Genomic DNA, 20,608 nt, shown 5'->3' with positions numbered 1-20,608 from the left:
TTACTTATTCGACCTGCCAAAGGTCAGTTTGCTTCACATACAAAAGTTGATCTTCCCAAAAGACTCTTTTCCAAATATCACTTCCTCCAATAATATTTAGGCGATGCCCTTTGTTAATGACATATTCGACTGGTGCGCCTGCCGATGGGCTTTTTCTTAAGATGACATGGTCTGCATTGATGATGCCTTGATGATATTTGTCGGGAAGGTTTAATAAAGTCCAAACTCCTATTAAGTAAACTCCCAAAATAATTTTTTGCGAAGTGGGAATATATTCATTTCTATATTTTTTGCCAATCAATACGACAAAAACATATAATCCTATTACAAGCATCAACGCCACCAAAAAGCCAGAATAGGTTTTGTAGACCAATATTAAGAAATTAAAATCATTTAATTCGTATCCTTTTAGTTCGTGTTCTTGGGCAATTGTATAGAGTTTTGAAAGAATTTTGTCATTTGGACTTGTCTCAAAAGACTTATTGAGGTAGTAAAGTGTCCTCAAATAGTCTCCTTTTTGCTCGTTAATTTTCGCAAGCTTCAAAAAAATAATATGCGACGGATGTTCCAATTTTGTCAATTCTCGTTCAAAAATCCGCTCAGCCGCACCATAATTTTGAATTTTGTATAAAGAATCTGCATTTTTTAGTGATACTGTATTGTCCAGACACCTAGAAAGTTGCGGAATCGTAACGAAGAAAAATAAAAAAAATATAACTTTTTTTAGATGGATGGCTTGCATTATGTTTCTAGAAGTAGTAGTTTTGCACCGCAATTAAGGAAAACGAAACAGAACAACAAAAATACTGAAAACGCTTCTTATATGCAACGATTCCGTAGCTCAGTTGGTAGAGCAATACACTTTTAATGTATGGGTCCTGGGTTCGAGTCCCAGCGGGATCACCGAGATGTCTAGCACGATAGATGTTTTTAGAGTAAAATTTTTGACTTAGTTTTTACGATGTAAATTGTAGAAAATGAGTACCGATTCCGTAGCTCAGTTGGTAGAGCAATACACTTTTAATGTATGGGTCCTGGGTTCGAGTCCCAGCGGGATCACCGAGATGTCTAGCACGATAGATGTTTTAGAATAAATTTTTTGACTTAGCTTTTGCGATGTAAATCGTAGTAAATAAGTACCGATTCCGTAGCTCAGTTGGTAGAGCAATACACTTTTAATGTATGGGTCCTGGGTTCGAGTCCCAGCGGGATCACCGAGATGTCTAGCAAGATAGATATTTTTAGAGTAAAAATTTTGACTTAGTTTTTACGATGTAAATTGTAAGAAACGAGTACCGATTCCGTAGCTCAGTTGGTAGAGCAATACACTTTTAATGTATGGGTCCTGGGTTCGAGTCCCAGCGGGATCACCGAGATGTCTAGCACGATAGACGTTTTAGAATAAATTTTTTGACTTAGCTTTTGCGATGTAAATCGTAGGAAATAAGTACCGATTCCGTAGCTCAGTTGGTAGAGCAATACACTTTTAATGTATGGGTCCTGGGTTCGAGTCCCAGCGGGATCACCGAGATGTCTAGCAAGATAGACGTTTTAAAGTAAATTTTTTAACTTAGTTTTTACGATTTAAATTGTAGAAAATGAGTACCGATTCCGTAGCTCAGTTGGTAGAGCAATACACTTTTAATGTATGGGTCCTGGGTTCGAGTCCCAGCGGGATCACGAAGATTGTCAGTGACAAATCTTACCTTCGCCTCCAGAGTGGGGCACTTTTATATATAGTGAAGCGGCTACGTGCCAAATCACACGATTCCGTAGCTCAGTTGGTAGAGCAATACACTTTTAATGTATGGGTCCTGGGTTCGAGTCCCAGCGGGATCACCAAAAGGTTCAGAGATTTCTCTGAACCTTTTTTGTTTTAGGGCTCAAAGCTATTTTCTAGTCAATTTTTTTAATCTTTATCAAATGATTTAAAAAATGCGCAATAATGAAGAGATTCTACAGTCTCGTAATGTTATTCTATTTCTTAAGCTTTTTTGAGAACAAAGCCTGCGAATGTCCACAGCCTGTGATGGATGCAAAAAAGGCTATTCAGAACTACGCTTATGTGTTTGAAGCTGTTTGTGAAAGTTCAAATCACGATTATCCTTGGAATTACACTTTAAGCATTTTGAGATGGTACAAAGGGAGAAGTTGGAAGTTGAAACTTAATGGTGAAGCAGATGGATGTGGCAAAATACCAAAATCTGGTAAACGCTGGTTGGTTTTTACCAATAACCTTGAGGATACATCTATCATTAATATGTGTTCGCCGTCTATTGGTTATCTTGATGATATGCCACCGCCATTGCCACTGGGTACTACCGCACCAATGAAAATATTTTATGTCAAAAAACACGTCAGCCGAAACATACTAATATATAACAAAATGAGAGCCGATTTGGATCGGCTCTCATGGAATGTTTTAATGCAAAATACGAAACGTTAGTTCTTTTAATTTATCGCCATCAGAGCTTGAGCTAGATTCTATTCCTTTGGCTTGTAGCTCTATTTGTTTGATGTCGTGAATGATTTGTATGACTTTGGGTAAATTGTAATTCCTGATGGTTTGAACGTAGTCTTTAGCAAAGAATGGATTAATCCCTAAGAAGCTTGCCAAGCCCTTATCTGACTTATCGGTATGTGTGTGGGCAAGAAGTACCTTACTAAAGAAATTGTACATCAAAAGTATCATTGGAGGCAAAGGATTGTCTTTTGGATTGGAAGCGAAAAACTGTACAATTTGATTCGCTTTCAACACATCTCTTTGTATGAGTGCTTTTTGAAATTCGAAATAGTTGTACTCCTTACTAATTCCTACAAAGCGTTCTACTACGGATGCATTGATTTCTTCATCTATTTTGAGATTAATGACAATCTTATCGATTTCTGAAGCCAATCGCTTTAAATCATTCCCAACATTCTCTACAAGCATTTGTACTGCCTTAGGACTGATTTTTACACCAGATTCATGACAATATTCAATTACCCAATCAGGTATTTTGTTGTCATACATCTTTTTGGAGGTCATTACCAATCCCGATTGATCTATTGCTTTTACCCAAGCCTTTCGCTCGTCTACTAAATCCTTACTCGCTAAAACCAGAATAGTGGAAGCCAACGGGTTTTTGGCATAGCTTTCAAGTACGGATTGCATATCTTTCTGCTCTATTCCTTGAATGCTTTGCGCTTCTTTTACGATGACTACTTGTTTGTCAGACATCATCGGAAATCGCTTGGCATAGGACATAATGCTGGGCACTGTATGGTCCTTGCCATAAATAATATATTGATTGAAACCCTTATCGGCTGCCGATAAAGCGTTTTCTTCAATGAAGTCTACTACTTTGTCAATAAAATACGGTTCGTCACCGTGGAGTAAATAAATAGGTTGAAAGTGCTTTTTCTTTACTTCTTTAAATACCTCTGCAAATAATTTGGGCATACTATTTTGGGGCTTGGACTCTTATTTCACAAAGATACAACATCAAATGTTTGATTTCTATCAGGTGGCTTGTTGAACAAATTAATTTTCCAGAGATTTTAGAAAACGGGGTTTTCTATGAATTTTTGACAATGTGCTTGTATTTCTGGAAAAAATTGAAAGAAATCATCTTCAAATTCCTGATACTGTGCAGTTAATATTTCGGTAGCATTCTCAATGTCAGATTCATATTTTAATCTAGAGGAAATACCTTTTAATGACCATTTCAAACCCTCTAAATTGGCATAATTGGTCAGCCAATCTCTCGAGGTCATCGAGATGATCATTCTATCAAGTGCCGCAGGAAGGTCGTCTTCTCTCTTTTGGAGTATTTGATAAAAATTAGCACTGAAGTTTTCCAATTCGATAGCTGAAAAATGATGGAAATTTTTGGCAAAAATATGATCATAGAACATGTCAATCACAATACCTGAAAATTTATGGTATCGATGTCTGATTCTACTCATGCTCTGTTTTACGATAGGGTGCTGGTCGGTAAAAGCATCAATTTGACGATGCAGGGCTATACCCAAAATGATATCCTTATTATAAGATGTATCATGCAGTTTACTTAGGTGACCTTTCACATAATCTCCCAAGAAATTCCCAAGAATAATGTCCTCATTATCCCCAGATAAATATATATGTGATAAGTAATTCAACTTTTTACAGAATTTTGATGTTGATACCTTATAAAGTTAAGGAAAAAAGATTACGTTTGTAAAATAAACGAAGACTCTTCCAGATTCTTTCAAATAGGTTATAACTCTTGCCGATGACAGGAATAACTTGTTTTAGTATATATTCGCATCGGTACCAAACACTTAGATATAATGCAAATTTCAAACGCTAAAGTTGTGTCATTGACTTATCAATTAACAGTGACAGACAAAAATGGTGACCGTGAGTTAGTAGAAACAGTAGAGCAGGAGCACCCAATGGTATTTATCCACGGTATGAGTGGTTTGCCAGAAGCTTTCGAAGATAAAATTGCTGGTCTTTCAGCTGGAGATACTTTTGAATTCTCAATTCCTGCTGAGGAAGGATATGGCGAGTATGATGCTTCGGCGGTAGTAGATTTACCAAAAGATATTTTCAAAGTAGATGGCGAGTTAGTTGATGAAATGTTAGAAGTGGGTAACTTCCTTCCAATGACCGACGATCGTGGAAACCGTCTTCAAGGTCAAATCATCGAAGTAGGTGAAGATTTTGTGAGAATGGACTTCAATCATCCTTTGGCTGATAAAGAAATGTTTTTCAGTGGCGCTATCTTGAGCGTAAGAGAAGCGACAGAATCAGAACTAGACCATGGTCACGTACACGGTGAAGGTGGTGTTCATCATTAATTCTGATGATAATAAAAAAGTCGCATAGTGTGAGCTATGCGACTTTTTTGTTTATTTAAACAAATGAGACAGTCGATTTTTATCATATTGGATTACCTCTACACCAAACTTCCTCAAGAATTCGACGCCCTCGTCAGCTACTAATCCTTTATACTGCGCATAAGAGTCCAAAAATACTACCTTGCTTATTTTCATAGAGAAAATAATTCTGGCACATGCAATACAAGGAGACAATGTTACATATAAAGTGGCTCCATCTACCTGTGAACCATTTTTGGCAGCAAACAAAATTGCATTTTGTTCAGCATGTAGTGCCAACGAACAGCTTCCTTTCGAATCGCGTGCGCAGCCATGTTCGGGAAATTCTTCATCGCAGTTGTGCGTGCCTGATGGTGGACCGTTATATCCGATAGAGATAATGCGAGTATCTCTTGCCAAAACAGCACCTACTTGGGCTTTAATACAATGTGAACGTTTGGCGATATTTACAGCCAACTCCATATAAATATCATCAAATTCGGGTTTTGCCATGATGTGCTATAAGATTTGGGAAACAGATAGGAGATAAATCATTCGTAAATACGACACTATTTTGAAGCGAATTTACAAGTTTTTATAAAAAAAAAGCCTTTCTGCAAGAGAAAGGCTTTTTTAGTAGCGGGGAGCAGAATCGAACTGCCGACCTTTGGGTTATGAATCCAACGCTCTAACCATCTGAGCTACCCCGCCTTGTTTTTCGTGATGCAAAATTAGACAATTATTCTATCGAAGGCAAGTGATTTAGAGCATTTTTCTGAAAATAATTCGTAACGTATATGGTTACTTATTGGTATTCAGTGTCTTATGAAAGGCAAAAAAAGTGAAAATATTTTTTTTAGTATAAATTATAGTTTAATATTTTAAGTCGCTGAAATACAGTGGCTTGTGTATTATTTTGAGGCTTAATTGAGTAAAGATGTGATAAATACTTGCATATTATCTAGATAATTATACCTTTGCCAAAAAGGTAAATTTAAATTCTTGCGTATGAGTAAGCACAAGTTTGTTATTGAGTTCGAATTAAGAGCATCTCCTAAAGTTTTGTTCCCGTATGTTAGTTCTGCTTCGGGTTTACAGCAGTGGTTTGCGGAGAAAGTAACATTGAAGGATAGCTCTACTTTCGACTTTGTTTGGGATGGTGAAAGTCACATTGCCAAATTGTCTCAATTACGATTAAATAAATCCGCAAAGTTTGATTTTGTCCCTTCTAACCCCGACGACCGTGATCATAATTATCTCGAGTTCAAAATGGATGTTAGTGATTTGACTGGCTCAACCTATTTAAAAATCATTGACTATTCTGCAAATTCGGATGAAGAGGAGTTGAATGAACTATGGGAAGATTTAATTTTTAAATTGAAAGAAATCGTAGGTAACTAATGTTAAACTCAAATGCTAGTTGATGGGATATAATCTAATCCTGCCAACTAGCATTTTAATTTTAGCATATATGATTTCTTTTTAGGAAGATAATAATGCTCAAATAACCTAGTGTGTAGGCTATGATATCTAGCCAAGAAAATGCACTTCCGATGAGCATTGACATAATCTTGTATTTTATCAATCCTGTTTTTTCTAGAAAATGAATTTTTTGTAAAAATTCTAGGAAATAAGCCACTCCTAATGCTACTGCTGCCAGTTTCGTATCATATTGATTTGTGTGATAAAAGAAGCTTTTAAAAAATGTGTAGGCAAATATCACTGCAATAAAGTCCCCAAAAAATGGTCGAAAGAATGCGTCATGAGCATAAAGCGCCAAATACGCTTCATAACAGAATAATACTACACTAATGAATGGATACAGCATACATCGATACGTTGCTGTTTGAAAGAACGAAGTTTTCATGATGAGTTATTAAAGGTGTTTTACGTATTTACAATGAAACTGAATGGCATTTTTTCTAGTTAAGAAAATATAACATGCGTTTCGCACTTCAAAGATATGAGAAATATTAAACAAATTCATCAGCCTCATTATGCACCCATTCGTGATTTGGTAACTTATGGCGTAATTCCAACACGAACTTTAGATTATCTTGACCCATTTCTTTTCTTAAATCATCATGGGTATCAGGTCTATCCCAAAAACAATCAAGGTTTACCTTTTGGTCCTCATCCACACAGAGGAATGGAAACGGTGACATTTATTTTGGATGGCGACATCAAACACCAAGATAGCACTGGACATACGAGTGTGATGAAAGCAGGAGGGGTTCAATGGATGACTGCTGGAAAGGGACTAATTCATGCAGAGACGTCTTCAGAAGAGTTTATGAAGGAAGGAGGGCCTCTTGAAATACTTCAATTATGGATAAATCTTCCTGCTTCTCATAAAATGATGGAGCCTCAGTACAAAGGATTGGACAAAGATGATATTCCTACTATTTCGAAAGAAGGTGTTGTTGTCCAAGTATTGTCTGGCAGCGTTGAAGGAACTCAAGGACCATTTGAATCCGTGACTGGAGTAACTTTTACTACGGTAAGCTGTGCTGCGGGCTACTCATGGAGTATGGATATTCCTGCTGAGGATACCATCTTCTTCTATATTGTAAGAGGAAATATCAGATTGAATAATCGTTCGATTTCGTATCGAAATTTAGTAGAGTTTGATTATCAGGAAGGTAAGTTGTCATTTGATGCTATTGAAGATTCTTACATCCTTTTAGGGCATTGTAAGCCATTAGATGAACCGGTAGTTTCACAAGGTCCTTTTGTGATGAACACTGAAGAAGAGATTTATCAAGCATATTCAGATTATCAAAGAGGATTATTTGGTAGATGGAACTTTTGATAAAATATTCTTTCAGTATTACGTATAATAAAAAGGGTATCTAAGAAATTAATTTAGATACCCTTTTTGCTTATTTCTCAAAAACAGTAAAATCTAAGAAATGTCCAATTTGTATTCTAAACTTCTTTATTGTCACGGAGTTAGCTGAGTCGAATTTCTTAAAGTTTCTTAAAACTTATTTCATCTATAAAATTCTTCGAAAAGGATTTCGTTAATTTGACTGAAAAGAAATAGGGTAGATAGAAAAAGTTAGCACGAAATTCATCTTAGGATAATTTTGCCTCCTGACGTAATTGATTAAAATATTGCTCAAGAAATGGTAACTTTGCATTGCAAATTATTGTGGATTTATGAAAAAACTAGATAAGCTTATCCTCAAGGCTTTTTGGGGACCATTTTTACTGACCCTTACTGTTGTAATATTTATATTTTTAATGCGCCTAATTGTGGTCTATTTTGCCGATTTATTCGGGAAAGACCTAGGTGTGGAGTTATATTTTGAATTATTCTTCTACTTTAGCCTAATTACCATTCCGATAGCATTGCCACTGGCGATGTTGATTTCTATGCTAATGACTTTTGGAAAGCTTGGAGAGTTTTTTGAACTAACTGCGATCAAAAGTGCAGGTATTTCTATTAGCCGAGCTTTGCGACCTATGTTCGTGGTAGCGGTATTAGTAGCAGGATTTTCGTTTTGGTTCAATAACGTACTTTGGCCGTGGGCGAATCTTAAAGGATATCGTTTGTTATATGACATAAAAACTACTAAGACAACTCTGAATATTAAGGAAGGAATTTTTTATAATGAGTTACCTGGCTATAGTATTAAGGTTAACAAAAAGTTTCCTAATGGTAAATCCTTGAAAGGCGTCATAATTTATGATCATTCCAAAAATGATGGTAATAAACATGTCACCATTGCAGATTCGGCTTTGATGTATACGATTATGGACAAGCAGTATCTGGTGTTTGAATTATATAATGGTCATGATTATGTAGATGATGCAGATAGGTCGACTGGTGCAGATGCAACCGATTTTGTATCGCATTCATTTTCTAAAAGTAAAGTGGTGATGAGTATGTCGGCATTTGATATGCATAAGACCGAAGAAGATCAATTTAAGCACCATCAAATTATGAGAAATGTGCTTCAATTAGGAAAGGATGCGGATTCTTTGTCGAGACTGACCACTGATTACCGTAAAAACTTTTTTGAAGCTTCGAAGTCGTATTATATATACAGTTTGAAAACCTTACCAGCTACTATTACTCCTGAGCAAAAAGCGATTATGAAAAATCAAGGAGATTGGGTAGGGAAAATAATTAAGAAAAAAATTAAGCCTAATCCTTATGAACATTTAGATTTTGCTGTTTCACAAGCCAAAAACATGATTTCATTTGCAGAAAGTAATGTTTTTACCATCACAGCTAAAAATGAGGATTTACGCAAAACCAATTGGTTTTGGCATCAAAAATTTACTGATTCAGTAGCTATTTTTGTTATGTTCTTAATCGGAGCACCTTTAGGAGCTATTATTAAAAAGGGTGGATTTGGAATGCCAGTTGTTGTAGCCATATTTTTCTTCATTCTTTCTTATGTCATGACACAACAAGGGAAGAAGCTTTCAGAAGAAGGAAAGGTGATGGTACAAGTAGGAGCTTGGACTTCAAATTTGATACTATTCTCTATAGGCTTGTATTTCTTTAATAAGGCTCGCCATGACTCACGATTGTTTGAATCTGACGTTTATGTGATGGCAATGGCAAGATTGAAGGAAAAAATAGGCTCACAAGCAACTTTAAGAAAAATATTTTCTAAAATCGGGATGAAATTTGCAAATAACTAAGAAAATTCCTATTTTTGCACGTTTACAAAAATTCATTAATTTAAACTGGTTGAAGATGTATTTAACTTCAGAAAAAAAGCAAGAGATCTTTGAATCTAAAGGTCACTCGAAGTCTAAAATCGATACTGGTTCTGCTGAGTCACAAATTGCATTGTTTACTTTCAGAATCAATCATTTGACAGAACACTTGAAAATCAATAAGAAAGACCACTCTACTCGTTTAGGTCTTTTGAAATTGGTAGGTAAGCGTAGAAGCTTACTTGATTATCTTATCAAGAAAGATATTACACGTTACAGAGCTATCATTGCTCAGCTTGGCATTAGAAAGTAATTTACTTTCAGCAAACAGGGAATTCTATCTAATAGGGTTCCCTGATTGCATAGACGGAGATCGTCTTCCCCCTCTTCTATTTGGGTCTTCGTTAATAGTTGATAGTTATGTTAATCGTGAAGCAGCCATTCATCATCAAACTACACTATTGGCAATTGACGATTCACTATTAATGACTGCAAATCCAACAAAATCCTTTTACATTTCGTTGATATCAAGTAGCGTAAAAGGTAATAAGCAAACAATTTATGGCGTTTAACGTAATTACGAAAAAAATCACAATGCCTGATGGTAAGGAAATTACCATCGAAACAGGCAAACTCGCGAAACAAGCCGATGGGGCTGTTGTAGTGAGAAGCGGAAATATGATGCTTTTAGCAACGGTTGTTGCTAACCAAACACCAAAAGACGGTGTTGACTTTTTGCCTCTTTCAGTAGATTACCAAGAAAAATTTGCTTCAGCAGGTAAAATTCCTGGAGGTTTCTTAAGAAGAGAATCAAAGTTGTCAGATTATGAAGTATTGGTAAGTAGATTGGTAGATAGAGCTTTGCGCCCTACTTTCCCTTCTGATTTTCATGCAGATACGCAAGTAATGATTAACTTGATTTCTGCTGATGCTGAAGTTTTACCAGATGCGTATGTAGGTCTTGCTGCAGCAGCTGCTTTGGCAGTTTCAGATATTCCTTTCAACGGTCCTATCTCTGAAGTTCGTGTCGCTAAAATTAACGGTGAATATATCGTTAACCCAGAAACATCGATTCTGAAAGATGCAGAATTAGAACTTATTGTAGCAGCAAATGCCAACGATATTTTGATGGTTGAGGGTGAAGCTAACGAAGTTTCTGAACAAGAAATGTTAGAAGCACTTCGTTTGGCTCATGCAGCTATTAAGCACCAATGTGTTGCTTTAAAAGAACTTGAAGCTGAAGTTGGAAAAACTCAAAAACGTGAATACAAACACGAAAATCACGATGAAGAGTTAAGAACATATTTGTGGGATACCTATTTCGATCGCTATTATGAGGTTGCTAAATTAGCAAATCCGAGTAAAAAAGCACGTCGTGAGTCTTTCAAAGCTATTGAAGATGAATATTTCGCTTCATTGCCAGAGGATTCTACTGTCAACAAAAGCTTGGCAAAATGGTATTTCCATGATATCGAAAAAGAAGCGGCTCGTCAATTGGTATTAATCGAACGTTATCGTTTGGACGGTCGTAAACTTGACGAAATCCGTACTATTACTTGTGAGGTTGACTATTTGCCAACACCACATGGTTCGGCTGTTTTTACAAGAGGAGAAACTCAATCGTTAACTACAGTAACTCTTGGAACAAAATTAGACGAGCAAATTGTAGATCAGGCAATGGTGTCAGGATACAATCGTTTCTTGTTACACTATAACTTCCCAGGATATTCGACAGGTGAGGTAAAACCAAACCGTGCTCCTGGTCGTCGTGAAGTTGGTCATGGAAACTTGGCAATGCGTGCTTTGAAAAAAGTATTGCCTCCTGATGCAAAAAATCCATATACTGTACGTATCGTTTCAGATATTTTAGAATCAAATGGTTCATCATCAATGGCTACTGTATGTGCAGGAACGCTTGCGTTGATGGATGCAGGTGTACCTATTAAAGCTCCAGTATCTGGTATTGCAATGGGACTTATCTCTGATCCTAAAACTGGAAAATATGCAGTACTTTCAGATATCTTAGGTGACGAAGACCACCTTGGTGATATGGACTTCAAAGTAACTGGTACAACTGAAGGTATTACTGCTTGTCAGATGGATATCAAAGTAGACGGTTTGTCTTATGAAGTATTGACAGAAGCTTTGGAACAAGCAAAACAAGGTCGTTTGCATATTTTGGGTAAAATGCAAGAAACTATTGCTGAGCCTCGTAGCGACTACAAACCACAAACTCCTAGAGCAACTGTAATCAGAATCTTGAAAGAGCAAATTGGTGCGGTAATCGGACCAGGTGGTAAAGTTGTTCAAGATATCCAAAAACAATCTGGCGCAACAGTAACTATCGAAGAGAAAGAAGATGGCGGTTATGTATCTATCTTCTCTGCTAATAAAGCTGCGATGGATATTGCTGTTAAAATGGTAAAAGGAATTGTAACAATTCCTGAAGAAGGCGAAATCTATGATGGTGTTGTTAAATCAATCATGCCATTTGGAGCATTCGTTGAATTCTTACCAGGTAAAGACGGACTTTTACACATCTCTGAAATCAAATGGGAGCGTCTTGAAACAATGGACGGTGTACTAGAAATTGGCGAACAGGTAAAAGTGAAGTTGATTGAGGTGGATAAGAAAACTGGTAAATATCGTTTGTCAAGAAAAGTTTTGTTGCCAAAGCCTGAGAAGAAATAGAACAAACTTAAGGTTATTTACGTTATTTCTATAACGGATTAAACTATATTGTTAAATTTGTTTCCTACCAAACAGTTATATTCTTCACTTATATAACTGTTTGGTATATAGTTTTCAGGAAGTGCTATTTGAGTAAGAAATATTGTGACTACCTATTACAGTATTTTCCCCTCAAAAAACTCTTTATTCCTAATTGTTAACCTACTAAGAACTTTAAGAGGTAGTAACTAATATGAGACAGCTAAAAATTAGTAAGCAGATTACCAACCGAGAATCACAATCACTCGATAAGTATTTGCAAGAAATTGGCAAGGTAGATTTGCTAACGCCAGAGGAGGAGGTTATTTTAGCTCAGAAGATTCGTGAAGGAGATCAACTTTCATTAGAAAGATTGACCAAAGCGAACCTTCGTTTTGTGGTGTCTGTTGCTAAGCAATATCAAAACCAAGGCTTAAGCTTAGGTGACCTTATCAATGAAGGTAACCTTGGTTTGATTAAAGCAGCTCAAAGATTTGATGAGACTCGTGGATTTAAGTTTATTTCGTATGCGGTATGGTGGATTCGTCAGTCAATTCTTCAAGCTTTGGCAGAGCAATCACGTATCGTGCGTTTGCCACTCAACCGTGTGGGCTCTTTGAACAAAATTTCAAAGACGTTCTCTGAGTTGGAGCAAAAGTTTGAACGTGAGCCAACACCAGAAGAACTAGCTGAAGTACTCGAAATCACAACTGGAGAAGTGGTAGACACTTTGAAAATCTCTGGTCGCCATGTGTCTATGGACGCACCATTCGTTCAAGGAGAAGAAAACTCTTTGTTGGATGTTTTGGAAAATGATGGCGAAGACAAACCAGATAGCGGCTTGATTAACGACTCACTTCGTCGTGAAGTACAACGTGCATTATCAACATTGACTCAGCGTGAGGCTGACGTAGTAACGCTTTACTTCGGTTTGAATGGTGAGCACGCGATGACTTTAGAAGAAATCGGTGAGAAGTTCAACTTGACTCGCGAACGTGTACGTCAAATCAAAGAGAAAGCAATTCGTAGATTAAGACATACATCGAGAAGCAAAGCGCTCAAAACTTATTTGGGCTAATATGCTTACAATGCCTTTTCAGAGCCTCATTTATGAGGCTCTTTTTGTTTGTGGGAAATACAAGAAAAAGTACATAGCTGGATAGTAATGTAAGAGTGTTAACAAGAGAAAATCATTGATATAATTATGAAAATAGCTGTAGCACAATTACGACCAATTAAGGGTGATACATATTCAAATATTGTAAAGCACCAACAATTTACTCATCTAGCTATTTCTCATAAAGCTGACGCCATATTTTTTTCTGAACTTTCTATCTCAAGTTATGAGCCTGAGCTCGCTAAAGCATTAGCATCTGATTTAGGGGATAACCAATTTGATGTCTTTCAAGAAATTAGTGATCACAGTAATATTACGATTGGTATTGGAATGCCTGAGAAGACTATTGCTGGGATTAAAATCAGTATGTTTATTTTTCAACCTAGCCAACCCAGAAAAGCGTATTCAAAGCAACAGTTACATTCAGATGAATTAGCCTATTTTGTAAAAGGAGAAAAACAAATTATCATAACAATTGATCATGTAAAAATAGCACCAGCCATTTGTTATGAAAGTTTACAACCATCACATATAGAGTCAGCAGTTGCCCTTGGTGCTGAAATTTATATGGCAAGTGTTGCAAAATCTCAAGAAGGCATACGTAAAGCAATAGAATATTACACTGTAATAGCAAAGAAATATTCAATGCCAATATTAGTTTCAAATTGTACAGGGTTTTGCGATAATTTTGAAAGTGCTGGACAAAGTTGTGTATTGTCGAAACAGGGTAATGTAATAGGACAATTAAATAGTACTGATGAAGGAATATTGATTTTTGATACAAAAACATCAGAGGTATTAGTACAAATGATATAGTCCTGTCTTTTTCTCCTCATAACAACCAAGATGCATGCTTTGAGTATAAAAGTTAAGAAGATATAAAATGATAAGATTTGAAACTTCTGATTTAACGATTGAACTTCTTAATGAGTCAATTTATAGGGTTGATTCAGTCGATAATATGTTTTCTTATACAAAACAATATAGTAGCAGTGATGGAAGTCAAGTATCATCAAGTAAAATCGGAATTAAAATTTATCAACATAAAGAGCTTGTTGATAGTTGTATTATTATAGGGATAGGTGGTGTATCAGCAATCACTCAATATTCGTATATAATTGCATCGGAAAATATATTGATTTGCTGCGGAGACTCTGTATTTTGTCTGTCTCTACCGAGTTTAGAATTAGTATGGAATATGAAGTTAGATGACATAACGTGCTTCCAAATTTTTAAGTGTGAGGATGATTTTCTCATTCATGGAGAAATAGAAATAACAAGAATAGATACAGAAGGGAAAATAAAATGGAAATTTAGTGGAAAAGATATTTTTGTATCTCTTACCCAAGAAAAAGCAATATCTATTTTACCTGATGGGGTTTTACTTACAGATTTCGAGCAAACAAAATATAAAATAGATTTTGATGGAAAGCTTACATGGACTAATAATTCTAATATGTAACGCATCAAAATAGAAAAAACAAAACAAGAGAACCAAAACCATTTATGGCAATATTACAACCCATTATTAATATAGCGGAAATACTGGTTACCAAAAATGTGACTGATGCGGTAATTTCCCCAGGTTCCCGCAATGCACCCTTGACGATTGCGTTGGCAAGACATCCGCAGATAAATGCTTTGTCGGTATCAGATGAACGTTCGGCTGCCTTTATCGCTATGGGAATGGCACAAGTGAAAAATAAGCCTGTTGCCATTTGTTGTACCTCTGGGTCGGCGGCCTATAATTATGCACCTGCCGTGGCTGAAGCCTTTTTTCAAGAGATACCTTTAATTGTTCTTACAGCGGACCGACCAATCGAATGGATACATCAGCATGATGGACAGACGATTTATCAGGAAAATATTTATGGAAAACATGTAAAAGCTTCGTATCAGGTAGGGGCAGATTATTCGCACCCTGATGCTCGCTGGCATATCGAACGTGTGATGAATGAGGCTATCAACACAGCCAATACTTTTCCCAAGGGACCGGTTCATATCAATATTCCTTTGCGTGAGCCATTTTATCCTTCAGCTGAAGAACAGGTTGTATTCGAACGTCCAAGAAATATTCGCCAGCATTCCTCAAAAGCTAGTTTGAGCCAAGAGACTTGGGAGGAATTACTCACTCAAATAGAAGATTATTCAAAAGTTATGGTCATTGCTGGACAGGATGCGACTAACTCTGAAGTTAATCAAGCGTTAAAAGGATTACAAGAAGAGTTTGGATTTGTAGTGGTTGGAGATTTGATTGCAAATACAAAAGGCGAGTTCATAGCAAATCATGATTTGTATCTAGGTCAGTTAGACGATAGCTATGCTCCAGAAGTTTTGATAACTTTTGGTAAATCGGTGATTTCAAAATCATTGAAGCAGTATATCAGAAAACACAAACCTGAAGCTCACTGGCATGTGCAAAGCACAACGCATTTGATTGATACTTATCAAAGCCTTACAGATATTGTTTCGATAGCCCCTGAAGACTTCTTTAAAGAATTATTGGAGAGCTTAGATTTAAGAGCTTACAAAATGGGTGATGAGGAAAAGTCTTTCGAATACCAAGAACAATGGTTTAACCTCGAAAGAAAATCTTCAAGATATATTCATCAGGCTTTGAGTAGTACCGACACTTGGAATGAATTCACGACCTATTATAAAGTGATAGAAAATATTCCTGCTGGCTCACAGTTGCATTTGGCAAATTCGATGGCTGTAAGATATGCCAACTATCTTCACCTATCCAATATCAATGAGGTAGAGATTTTTGCCAATCGAGGAACGAGTGGAATCGATGGCTGTGTAAGTACTGCTGTGGGCGCGGCTTTGGCGACGGAAGCTCAAGTATATCTTTTGGTGGGAGATGTAGCTTTTTTCTATGACCGTAATGCACTTTGGAATAATTTCTTACCATCGAATCTCACGATCATTTTAGAGAACAATAGTGGGGGAGGAATTTTTCGGATGATTGACGGACCAAGTCAGCAACCAGAGCTTGAACCATTTTTTGAAACTGCTCAAAAAATGACGGCAAAGCTAACTGCCGAAGAATCCAATATGGAATATATATCAGCTACGAATTTTGAGCAGTTGGAAAATATCCTGACTACAATTCCACAAAAGTCTACTCGTGCTCGACTTTTTGAAATCCACACCAACTCAGTAGAGAATACAGCTTTCTTTAAGAAATTTAAAACTAATTTTTTAGTTTAAAATCTTCTGAAGCCTAAAATACATAAGCCCTGAGAATCAAACGAGCTGTAATTATACCTAGAACAAGCTCAAATAAGCGATTCTCAGGGCTTTTATTTAGGCATAAAAATGGCAAAAAGGCTGTTTTTTGAGTAATATAATGCCGAATATTAAAGGGTATCAAACTTTCATGAAAGATAAAATTTGTATTATTTTAATGCTTGGTAAAGAAAATGCCGAAATAACACTTTTTATTTTTGTACTATTCTAATATTACTTAAAAATGCCTATAAAATAGACTCGAGAAAACAAATTAGTAAGTAAAGTAAGAAAATGGTCTATTGCTGAAGCCTTCTCCTAAATTTTATTAAATCAAAAAATCCCTAGCAACATTTTTGTGTCTAGGGATTTTTTGATTATTGAATCGAAATATTAGGGTTAAGTTTTTTAGCCTTATCAAAATACTCTTTGGCTTTTTGTATATCTCCTTTTTTCTGGAAATATAAACCTAAGTTACGAATGGCGAATGCATTTTCAGATTCTATTCTTAAGGAGTGTTCGATAGTTTCCTTTGCTTCATCCAACTTCCCTAATTGTAGTAAGATGTATCCTTTATTGTTGAGATAGTAGGCTTGAGCAGGTTTGAGAAATATCGCTTTTTCTACCAAAGGTAAAGCCTCTTTATATTTACCTTCTTCGCTCAAAATAAAGGCTAGATTGTTTAGCGCAAAGTGTTGTTTAGGGTTAATACTCAAGGCTTTTTCAAAATCCTTTTTTGCTAGAGGATAATTGTTTTGTTCAAAGTACAAATACCCATGATTGGTATAGGCCTCAGCATTATTGGGATCAAGTACGAGTGCTCGCTCATAAGCTGCGGTTGCTCCTGAATAATCTTGCGTTTGAGTTTTGACGTTGCCTAGGGTAACATAGTAAAAACTAGAATCTTTATAAACCTTTCCAATCTTGTTAAGGTCTTGTATGGCTTCCTGATAATTACCAAGGTTAAATAACAATTCGGCGCGATTATAGTAAGCCTCCCAGAATTTAGTATCTACCTCTATGGCCTTATTAAAATCCTCTAGCGCTTTCTCAGGCTTATCACTTTTCTGGTAGGCTAAGCCTCTATTATTATAAATATCGGCAAAATCTGGTTTCTTGTTCAGCGCTTCACCATACCAATGAATGGCCTCGTTATATTCTTGTTCTTTTAGTTTGAAATTACCTCGCTTGAAGAACTTGATGGCTTCTTCATTTTTATCAGTTCCACAAGACCCAAGACTCAACATAGCTGCTGCCATGATGATAGGGAATAGCTTTCTTCCTTTCATTGAATTTGAGATTTATTCATTAATATACATTTACTCAAAATTACGCTATTTTGCTTGAAAGACCGTCGAATGTACAGAAATCGTATAAGAAGAAACAAATGAGTAAAATGTTTAAAGAAATGGAAGAGATGCCTTAACTTTGTAAAAAACAATTGCTGTTTTCTCATCCATTAACAATTGATTATAGTATGTTAAAAGCTGAAATGTTGACCGAAAAAGGTCTAATGGTTATAACGTTTTTCGAGGAGGATGCTCCAATTCACGTAAAGAACTTTGTTGATTTATCGAAAAAAGGATTTTATGATGGCGTAACTTTCCACCGTGTTCTTCCAGATTTTGTAATCCAAGGAGGTGACCCAACAGGAACTGGTGCTGGTGGTCCTGGTTACACAATTCCTTGTGAGTTGACTGGAAATAACCAATACCATGATCGTGGTGTTTTGTCGATGGCACACCGTGGTCCAAACACAGGTGGTTCTCAGTTCTTTATTTGTCATAGCCGTAACAATACTGCACACCTTGACCGTAGACATACATGTTTTGGTAAAGTTGTAGAAGGTTTGGACGTAATTGATCAAATCCGTCAGGGAGATAAAATCATCAGTATCACTATCGTTGAAGAAGAAGCTTAGTTATGTACTTTATCGGAGAAATCCCAAATCCCAAATGTAAGGTATCCCTATACAAATGGAATAACAAGTATTTTGCAAAATTTGAAACGGCTGATTTAGAACAAACTTTCAAAATTTCAGAAACGGAAGTTTCAGGTGAATCAGAAGTAAGAGAATTGATTACAGAAGAATTTGTAGATAAAGTGATCAAACGCTTTGAAGATATGTATGGCGATTTGCATAATGCCTTGAATCCCTACTAACAAAAAAGCCCTGAATACTCAGGGCTTTTTTTATAAATGACTTATTGGATAAACATCCATTTTTTGTAAAGTGCTTTTTGCTGTTCGGTTTGATCTGCTATTGGCTCGAGCTTATAAGATTTGATTGGGTTTTTAGCAAGTGTTACCGAGTACGTTTTTTCTAAACCGTCTCTTTTTACTTTTACCTCAATTACATCACCAATTTTTTTCGAAGCTAATAATTTTGTTAAGTCTTCTACTTTCTGGCCATCGATGCTCAAAATTTCATCGTTGACATTCAGACCATAATTGTAGGCAGGAGAGTCTCTTCTTACAGATGAAATTTTTCCAGCTCTTAAATCAGCACCAAGGAAAGCATTGGTATTATCAGCATTCGTATCTACGATTTTCAAACCTACTGGGGCTAAGTATACATTATAAGGAATAGACTCAGTACCGAAGATATAATTCTTGAAGAATGATGACATATCTTTGCCTGCTACGATATCGGTAGCTTTCATGAATTCTTCATCTGTAAAACCACGACCTAGTTTTTTGTAGTAATTCTGATAAAGGTAACGCATTAAATCGTCTAGGTTCTTTTCGCCTTTCGTTGAAGACAAAATGGCTAAGTTTAAAATTCCTCCTAACACAGCACCTTTGTCATAATAAGATACCGTGCTATTACGAGAGTTTTCGTTTGGACGATAATATTTAATCCACGCATCCCAGCTAGACTCAGCTGCTGATTGAATAGCATTACCCGGTTGGTTTTCGATGGTATTCACATCGTCCATATACGATTTGATATATTCTTCAGGAGAGAAGATACCTGCACGGCGGAGGATATAATTTTCATAAAAACTTGTACCTCCTTCAGAATACCACAACATGTGCGTGTAGTTTTCGTTTTCATAGTCGAAAGGTCCTAAAGCTTTTGGACGGATACGCTTTACATTCCAAAGGTGGAAATATTCGTGAGCAATAAGACTTAGAAAACCTTTGTATGATTTTTCATTTTCGTACACACCACGTGAAGTTTGGCAAGTAGTAGAATTAAGGTGTTCTAAACCACCACCTCCAGCAGCAAGGTTATGAATCAAAAAAGTATAGTCTTTACAAGGGTGTTCAGTCACCACGCTTTTGGCAGCTTCGCAAACACGTTTAATGTCGTTAGTTACTTTTTCGGCATCATACTTTGCCTCGCCATACATGGCAATTTTGTGAGGAACACCTGCTAAATCAAAGTTTAAAACTTTTTGATTACCTATCTCGATAGGAGAGTCTATCAAAATGTCTAGGTTATCTGCCAAGAAGGTATTTTTAGAAATTTCTTTCATGCCTGTCGAAATCGTTGACCAGTCTTTGTAAGGCGTAATTTCTAAAGTAGAAGGCAAAGCTTTCCATTCATTCACATACATGAATACACTTGCTGGATTAAGATAGCCATGAGAATCATCCAAAAACGAGGTACGAACGGACAGTTCATAAGCATAAACTTTGTATTTTAGCGTTACTTCCTGAGTGGAGGCATTCACTTTTATGCGCCAAGTATTTTTGTTGATTTTGTCAAGAGACAATGGAGTGTTTGCCGAGGAGGCAGTTACTGATTCCACATTTTTAGCGTATTCACGAACAAGGTAAGACCCCGGAGTCCAGACAGCCATTTTTACATCGACGAAACCTTGCTGTTTCATTTTGGCATCTAGCGTCTTCAATTTCATGACTACGTCAAAGTAGTGAGACTGAGGTTTTTCCATAGAAAGCGCATAAGCAATCTTGGATTGGAGCTTATTAGTTTGAGCTGATGAAATTACGCTAAACAGTAAACAGATAGCGAAAATTGAGATTTTTTTCATAATTTAACGTATGAATTTTGCGTTTTTA

20 protein-coding genes and 8 tRNA genes are annotated in these 20,608 nt (G+C 36.3%); 20 read left to right on the top strand and 8 right to left on the bottom strand.

Annotated features, from left to right (window positions below):
• Positions 1–4: 4 nt before the first annotated feature.
• A complete protein-coding gene (locus GVN22_RS06325; protein ID WP_166550190.1) occupies positions 5–505 on the bottom strand; it encodes a hypothetical protein in 501 nt (166 codons plus the stop codon).
• 325 nt (positions 506–830) lie between these two features.
• On the opposite strand from GVN22_RS06325, the gene GVN22_RS06320 reads away from it, so the two are divergent.
• From GVN22_RS06320 to GVN22_RS06285, 8 genes are all read left to right on the top strand, one after another.
• Positions 831–903: transfer RNA gene (locus GVN22_RS06320), tRNA-Lys, on the top strand.
• 83 nt (positions 904–986) lie between these two features.
• Positions 987–1,059, top strand: a tRNA-Lys gene (locus GVN22_RS06315).
• An 82-nt stretch (positions 1,060–1,141) separates the two neighbouring features.
• A tRNA-Lys gene (locus GVN22_RS06310) sits at positions 1,142–1,214 on the top strand.
• Positions 1,215–1,297: 83 nt separating this feature from the next.
• Positions 1,298–1,370: transfer RNA gene (locus GVN22_RS06305), tRNA-Lys, on the top strand.
• Positions 1,371–1,452: 82 nt separating this feature from the next.
• Positions 1,453–1,525 (top strand) — tRNA-Lys (locus GVN22_RS06300).
• A gap of 82 nt (positions 1,526–1,607) precedes the next feature.
• A tRNA-Lys gene (locus GVN22_RS06295) sits at positions 1,608–1,680 on the top strand.
• An 86-nt stretch (positions 1,681–1,766) separates the two neighbouring features.
• A tRNA-Lys gene (locus GVN22_RS06290) sits at positions 1,767–1,842 on the top strand.
• 103 nt (positions 1,843–1,945) lie between these two features.
• Entirely contained in the window at positions 1,946–2,446 is a 501-nt protein-coding gene (locus GVN22_RS06285) for a hypothetical protein (protein ID WP_166550189.1), read from the top strand.
• Here the strand turns inward: GVN22_RS06285 and holA are convergent.
• Positions 2,423–3,442 (bottom strand): DNA polymerase III subunit delta, encoded by a 1,020-nt coding sequence (gene holA, locus GVN22_RS06280; RefSeq protein WP_166550188.1) that lies wholly within the window; start codon positions 3,440–3,442, stop codon positions 2,423–2,425. The genes GVN22_RS06285 and holA overlap by 24 nt on opposite strands.
• A gap of 98 nt (positions 3,443–3,540) precedes the next feature.
• A complete protein-coding gene (locus GVN22_RS06275) occupies positions 3,541–4,143 on the bottom strand; it encodes an ACP phosphodiesterase (RefSeq protein ID WP_166550187.1) in 603 nt (200 codons plus the stop codon).
• Positions 4,144–4,314: 171 nt separating this feature from the next.
• Between GVN22_RS06275 and GVN22_RS06270 the strand changes: the two genes are divergently transcribed.
• Entirely contained in the window at positions 4,315–4,827 is a 513-nt protein-coding gene (locus GVN22_RS06270) for a peptidylprolyl isomerase (protein ID WP_166550186.1), read from the top strand.
• A gap of 51 nt (positions 4,828–4,878) precedes the next feature.
• Here the strand turns inward: GVN22_RS06270 and GVN22_RS06265 are convergent, their stop codons facing one another.
• Both GVN22_RS06265 and GVN22_RS06260 read right to left on the bottom strand, forming a co-directional pair.
• A complete protein-coding gene (locus tag GVN22_RS06265; protein WP_166550185.1) occupies positions 4,879–5,358 on the bottom strand; it encodes a dCMP deaminase family protein in 480 nt (159 codons plus the stop codon).
• Positions 5,359–5,482: 124 nt separating this feature from the next.
• A tRNA-Met gene (locus GVN22_RS06260) sits at positions 5,483–5,556 on the bottom strand.
• Between the two features lie 297 nt (positions 5,557–5,853).
• Between GVN22_RS06260 and GVN22_RS06255 the strand changes: the two genes are divergently transcribed.
• A complete protein-coding gene (locus tag GVN22_RS06255; protein WP_166550184.1) occupies positions 5,854–6,246 on the top strand; it encodes an START-like domain-containing protein in 393 nt (130 codons plus the stop codon).
• 61 nt (positions 6,247–6,307) lie between these two features.
• On the opposite strand, the gene GVN22_RS06250 is transcribed toward GVN22_RS06255, so the two are convergent.
• A complete protein-coding gene (locus GVN22_RS06250) occupies positions 6,308–6,712 on the bottom strand; it encodes a DUF2809 domain-containing protein (protein ID WP_166550183.1) in 405 nt (134 codons plus the stop codon).
• 96 nt (positions 6,713–6,808) lie between these two features.
• Here GVN22_RS06250 and GVN22_RS06245 point away from each other — a divergent pair, with 96 nt between their 5' ends.
• The 8 genes from GVN22_RS06245 (at position 6,809) to menD (ending at position 16,561) form a co-directional block, all read left to right on the top strand.
• A complete protein-coding gene (locus GVN22_RS06245; RefSeq protein WP_166550182.1) occupies positions 6,809–7,657 on the top strand; it encodes a pirin family protein in 849 nt (282 codons plus the stop codon).
• 350 nt (positions 7,658–8,007) lie between these two features.
• Positions 8,008–9,504 carry an LptF/LptG family permease gene (locus tag GVN22_RS06240; RefSeq protein WP_166550181.1) on the top strand — a complete coding sequence of 499 codons (1,497 nt, stop codon included), beginning with the start codon at positions 8,008–8,010 and terminating at the stop codon, positions 9,502–9,504.
• A gap of 55 nt (positions 9,505–9,559) precedes the next feature.
• Positions 9,560–9,835, top strand: coding sequence for a 30S ribosomal protein S15 (rpsO, locus tag GVN22_RS06235; protein WP_095165896.1), 276 nt, complete (start codon positions 9,560–9,562; stop codon positions 9,833–9,835).
• 248 nt (positions 9,836–10,083) lie between these two features.
• Positions 10,084–12,213, top strand: a complete 2,130-nt coding sequence (pnp, locus tag GVN22_RS06230) for a polyribonucleotide nucleotidyltransferase (protein ID WP_166550180.1) — start codon at positions 10,084–10,086, stop codon at positions 12,211–12,213.
• Between the two features lie 232 nt (positions 12,214–12,445).
• A complete protein-coding gene (locus GVN22_RS06225) occupies positions 12,446–13,309 on the top strand; it encodes an RNA polymerase sigma factor RpoD/SigA (protein WP_026995355.1) in 864 nt (287 codons plus the stop codon).
• 126 nt (positions 13,310–13,435) lie between these two features.
• On the top strand, positions 13,436–14,164 hold the full coding sequence (locus GVN22_RS06220) for a carbon-nitrogen hydrolase family protein (protein WP_166550179.1): 729 nt from the start codon (positions 13,436–13,438) through the stop codon (positions 14,162–14,164).
• Between the two features lie 67 nt (positions 14,165–14,231).
• Positions 14,232–14,810 (top strand): hypothetical protein, encoded by a 579-nt coding sequence (locus GVN22_RS06215; protein WP_166550178.1) that lies wholly within the window; start codon positions 14,232–14,234, stop codon positions 14,808–14,810.
• A 44-nt stretch (positions 14,811–14,854) separates the two neighbouring features.
• Positions 14,855–16,561: a 2-succinyl-5-enolpyruvyl-6-hydroxy-3-cyclohexene-1-carboxylic-acid synthase gene (gene menD / locus GVN22_RS06210; protein ID WP_166550177.1), complete on the top strand. Its 1,707-nt coding sequence runs from the start codon at positions 14,855–14,857 to the stop codon at positions 16,559–16,561.
• A 395-nt stretch (positions 16,562–16,956) separates the two neighbouring features.
• Here menD and GVN22_RS06205 read toward each other — a convergent pair whose 3' ends face one another.
• Positions 16,957–17,868, bottom strand: a complete 912-nt coding sequence (locus tag GVN22_RS06205) for a tetratricopeptide repeat protein (RefSeq protein WP_166550176.1) — start codon at positions 17,866–17,868, stop codon at positions 16,957–16,959.
• Between the two features lie 188 nt (positions 17,869–18,056).
• Between GVN22_RS06205 and GVN22_RS06200 the strand changes: the two genes are divergently transcribed.
• A complete protein-coding gene (locus tag GVN22_RS06200; protein WP_095165328.1) occupies positions 18,057–18,500 on the top strand; it encodes a peptidylprolyl isomerase in 444 nt (147 codons plus the stop codon).
• Positions 18,501–18,502: 2 nt separating this feature from the next.
• Positions 18,503–18,742, top strand: coding sequence for a hypothetical protein (locus tag GVN22_RS06195; RefSeq protein WP_166550175.1), 240 nt, complete (start codon positions 18,503–18,505; stop codon positions 18,740–18,742).
• Positions 18,743–18,783: 41 nt separating this feature from the next.
• On the opposite strand, the gene GVN22_RS06190 is transcribed toward GVN22_RS06195, so the two are convergent.
• The gene (locus tag GVN22_RS06190; protein ID WP_205690803.1) at positions 18,784–20,580 is read right to left on the bottom strand and encodes a M61 family metallopeptidase; all 1,797 of its coding nucleotides are present in this window, start codon (positions 20,578–20,580) and stop codon (positions 18,784–18,786) included.
• Between the last annotated feature and the right edge of the window lie 28 nt (positions 20,581–20,608).

It is taken from the genome of Cellulophaga sp. BC115SP (genome assembly GCF_009905545.1).
Lineage (GTDB): Bacteria > Bacteroidota > Bacteroidia > Cytophagales > Spirosomataceae > Flectobacillus > Flectobacillus rivi.
Note: the sequence above shows the minus strand (reverse complement) of the source record. Positions and strands in the feature narration are given on the sequence as shown.

What these genes read in the sequence shown, in the direction of transcription:
- GVN22_RS06285 (WP_166550189.1), top strand. Translation starts at nt 1,946, where the DNA reads ATGAAGAGATTCTACAGTCTCGTAATGTTATTCTATTTCTTAAGCTTT.
- holA (WP_166550188.1), bottom strand. Translation starts at nt 3,442, where the DNA reads ATGCCCAAATTATTTGCAGAGGTATTTAAAGAAGTAAAGAAAAAGCAC.
- GVN22_RS06270 (WP_166550186.1), top strand. Translation starts at nt 4,315, where the DNA reads ATGCAAATTTCAAACGCTAAAGTTGTGTCATTGACTTATCAATTAACA.
- GVN22_RS06265 (WP_166550185.1), bottom strand. Translation starts at nt 5,358, where the DNA reads ATGGCAAAACCCGAATTTGATGATATTTATATGGAGTTGGCTGTAAAT.
- GVN22_RS06255 (WP_166550184.1), top strand. Translation starts at nt 5,854, where the DNA reads ATGAGTAAGCACAAGTTTGTTATTGAGTTCGAATTAAGAGCATCTCCT.
- GVN22_RS06250 (WP_166550183.1), bottom strand. Translation starts at nt 6,712, where the DNA reads ATGAAAACTTCGTTCTTTCAAACAGCAACGTATCGATGTATGCTGTAT.
- GVN22_RS06245 (WP_166550182.1), top strand. Translation starts at nt 6,809, where the DNA reads ATGAGAAATATTAAACAAATTCATCAGCCTCATTATGCACCCATTCGT.
- GVN22_RS06240 (WP_166550181.1), top strand. Translation starts at nt 8,008, where the DNA reads ATGAAAAAACTAGATAAGCTTATCCTCAAGGCTTTTTGGGGACCATTT.
- rpsO (WP_095165896.1), top strand. Translation starts at nt 9,560, where the DNA reads ATGTATTTAACTTCAGAAAAAAAGCAAGAGATCTTTGAATCTAAAGGT.
- pnp (WP_166550180.1), top strand. Translation starts at nt 10,084, where the DNA reads ATGGCGTTTAACGTAATTACGAAAAAAATCACAATGCCTGATGGTAAG.
- GVN22_RS06225 (WP_026995355.1), top strand. Translation starts at nt 12,446, where the DNA reads ATGAGACAGCTAAAAATTAGTAAGCAGATTACCAACCGAGAATCACAA.
- GVN22_RS06220 (WP_166550179.1), top strand. Translation starts at nt 13,436, where the DNA reads ATGAAAATAGCTGTAGCACAATTACGACCAATTAAGGGTGATACATAT.
- GVN22_RS06215 (WP_166550178.1), top strand. Translation starts at nt 14,232, where the DNA reads ATGATAAGATTTGAAACTTCTGATTTAACGATTGAACTTCTTAATGAG.
- menD (WP_166550177.1), top strand. Translation starts at nt 14,855, where the DNA reads ATGGCAATATTACAACCCATTATTAATATAGCGGAAATACTGGTTACC.
- GVN22_RS06205 (WP_166550176.1), bottom strand. Translation starts at nt 17,868, where the DNA reads ATGAAAGGAAGAAAGCTATTCCCTATCATCATGGCAGCAGCTATGTTG.
- GVN22_RS06200 (WP_095165328.1), top strand. Translation starts at nt 18,057, where the DNA reads ATGTTAAAAGCTGAAATGTTGACCGAAAAAGGTCTAATGGTTATAACG.
- GVN22_RS06195 (WP_166550175.1), top strand. Translation starts at nt 18,503, where the DNA reads ATGTACTTTATCGGAGAAATCCCAAATCCCAAATGTAAGGTATCCCTA.
- GVN22_RS06190 (WP_205690803.1), bottom strand. Translation starts at nt 20,580, where the DNA reads ATGAAAAAAATCTCAATTTTCGCTATCTGTTTACTGTTTAGCGTAATT.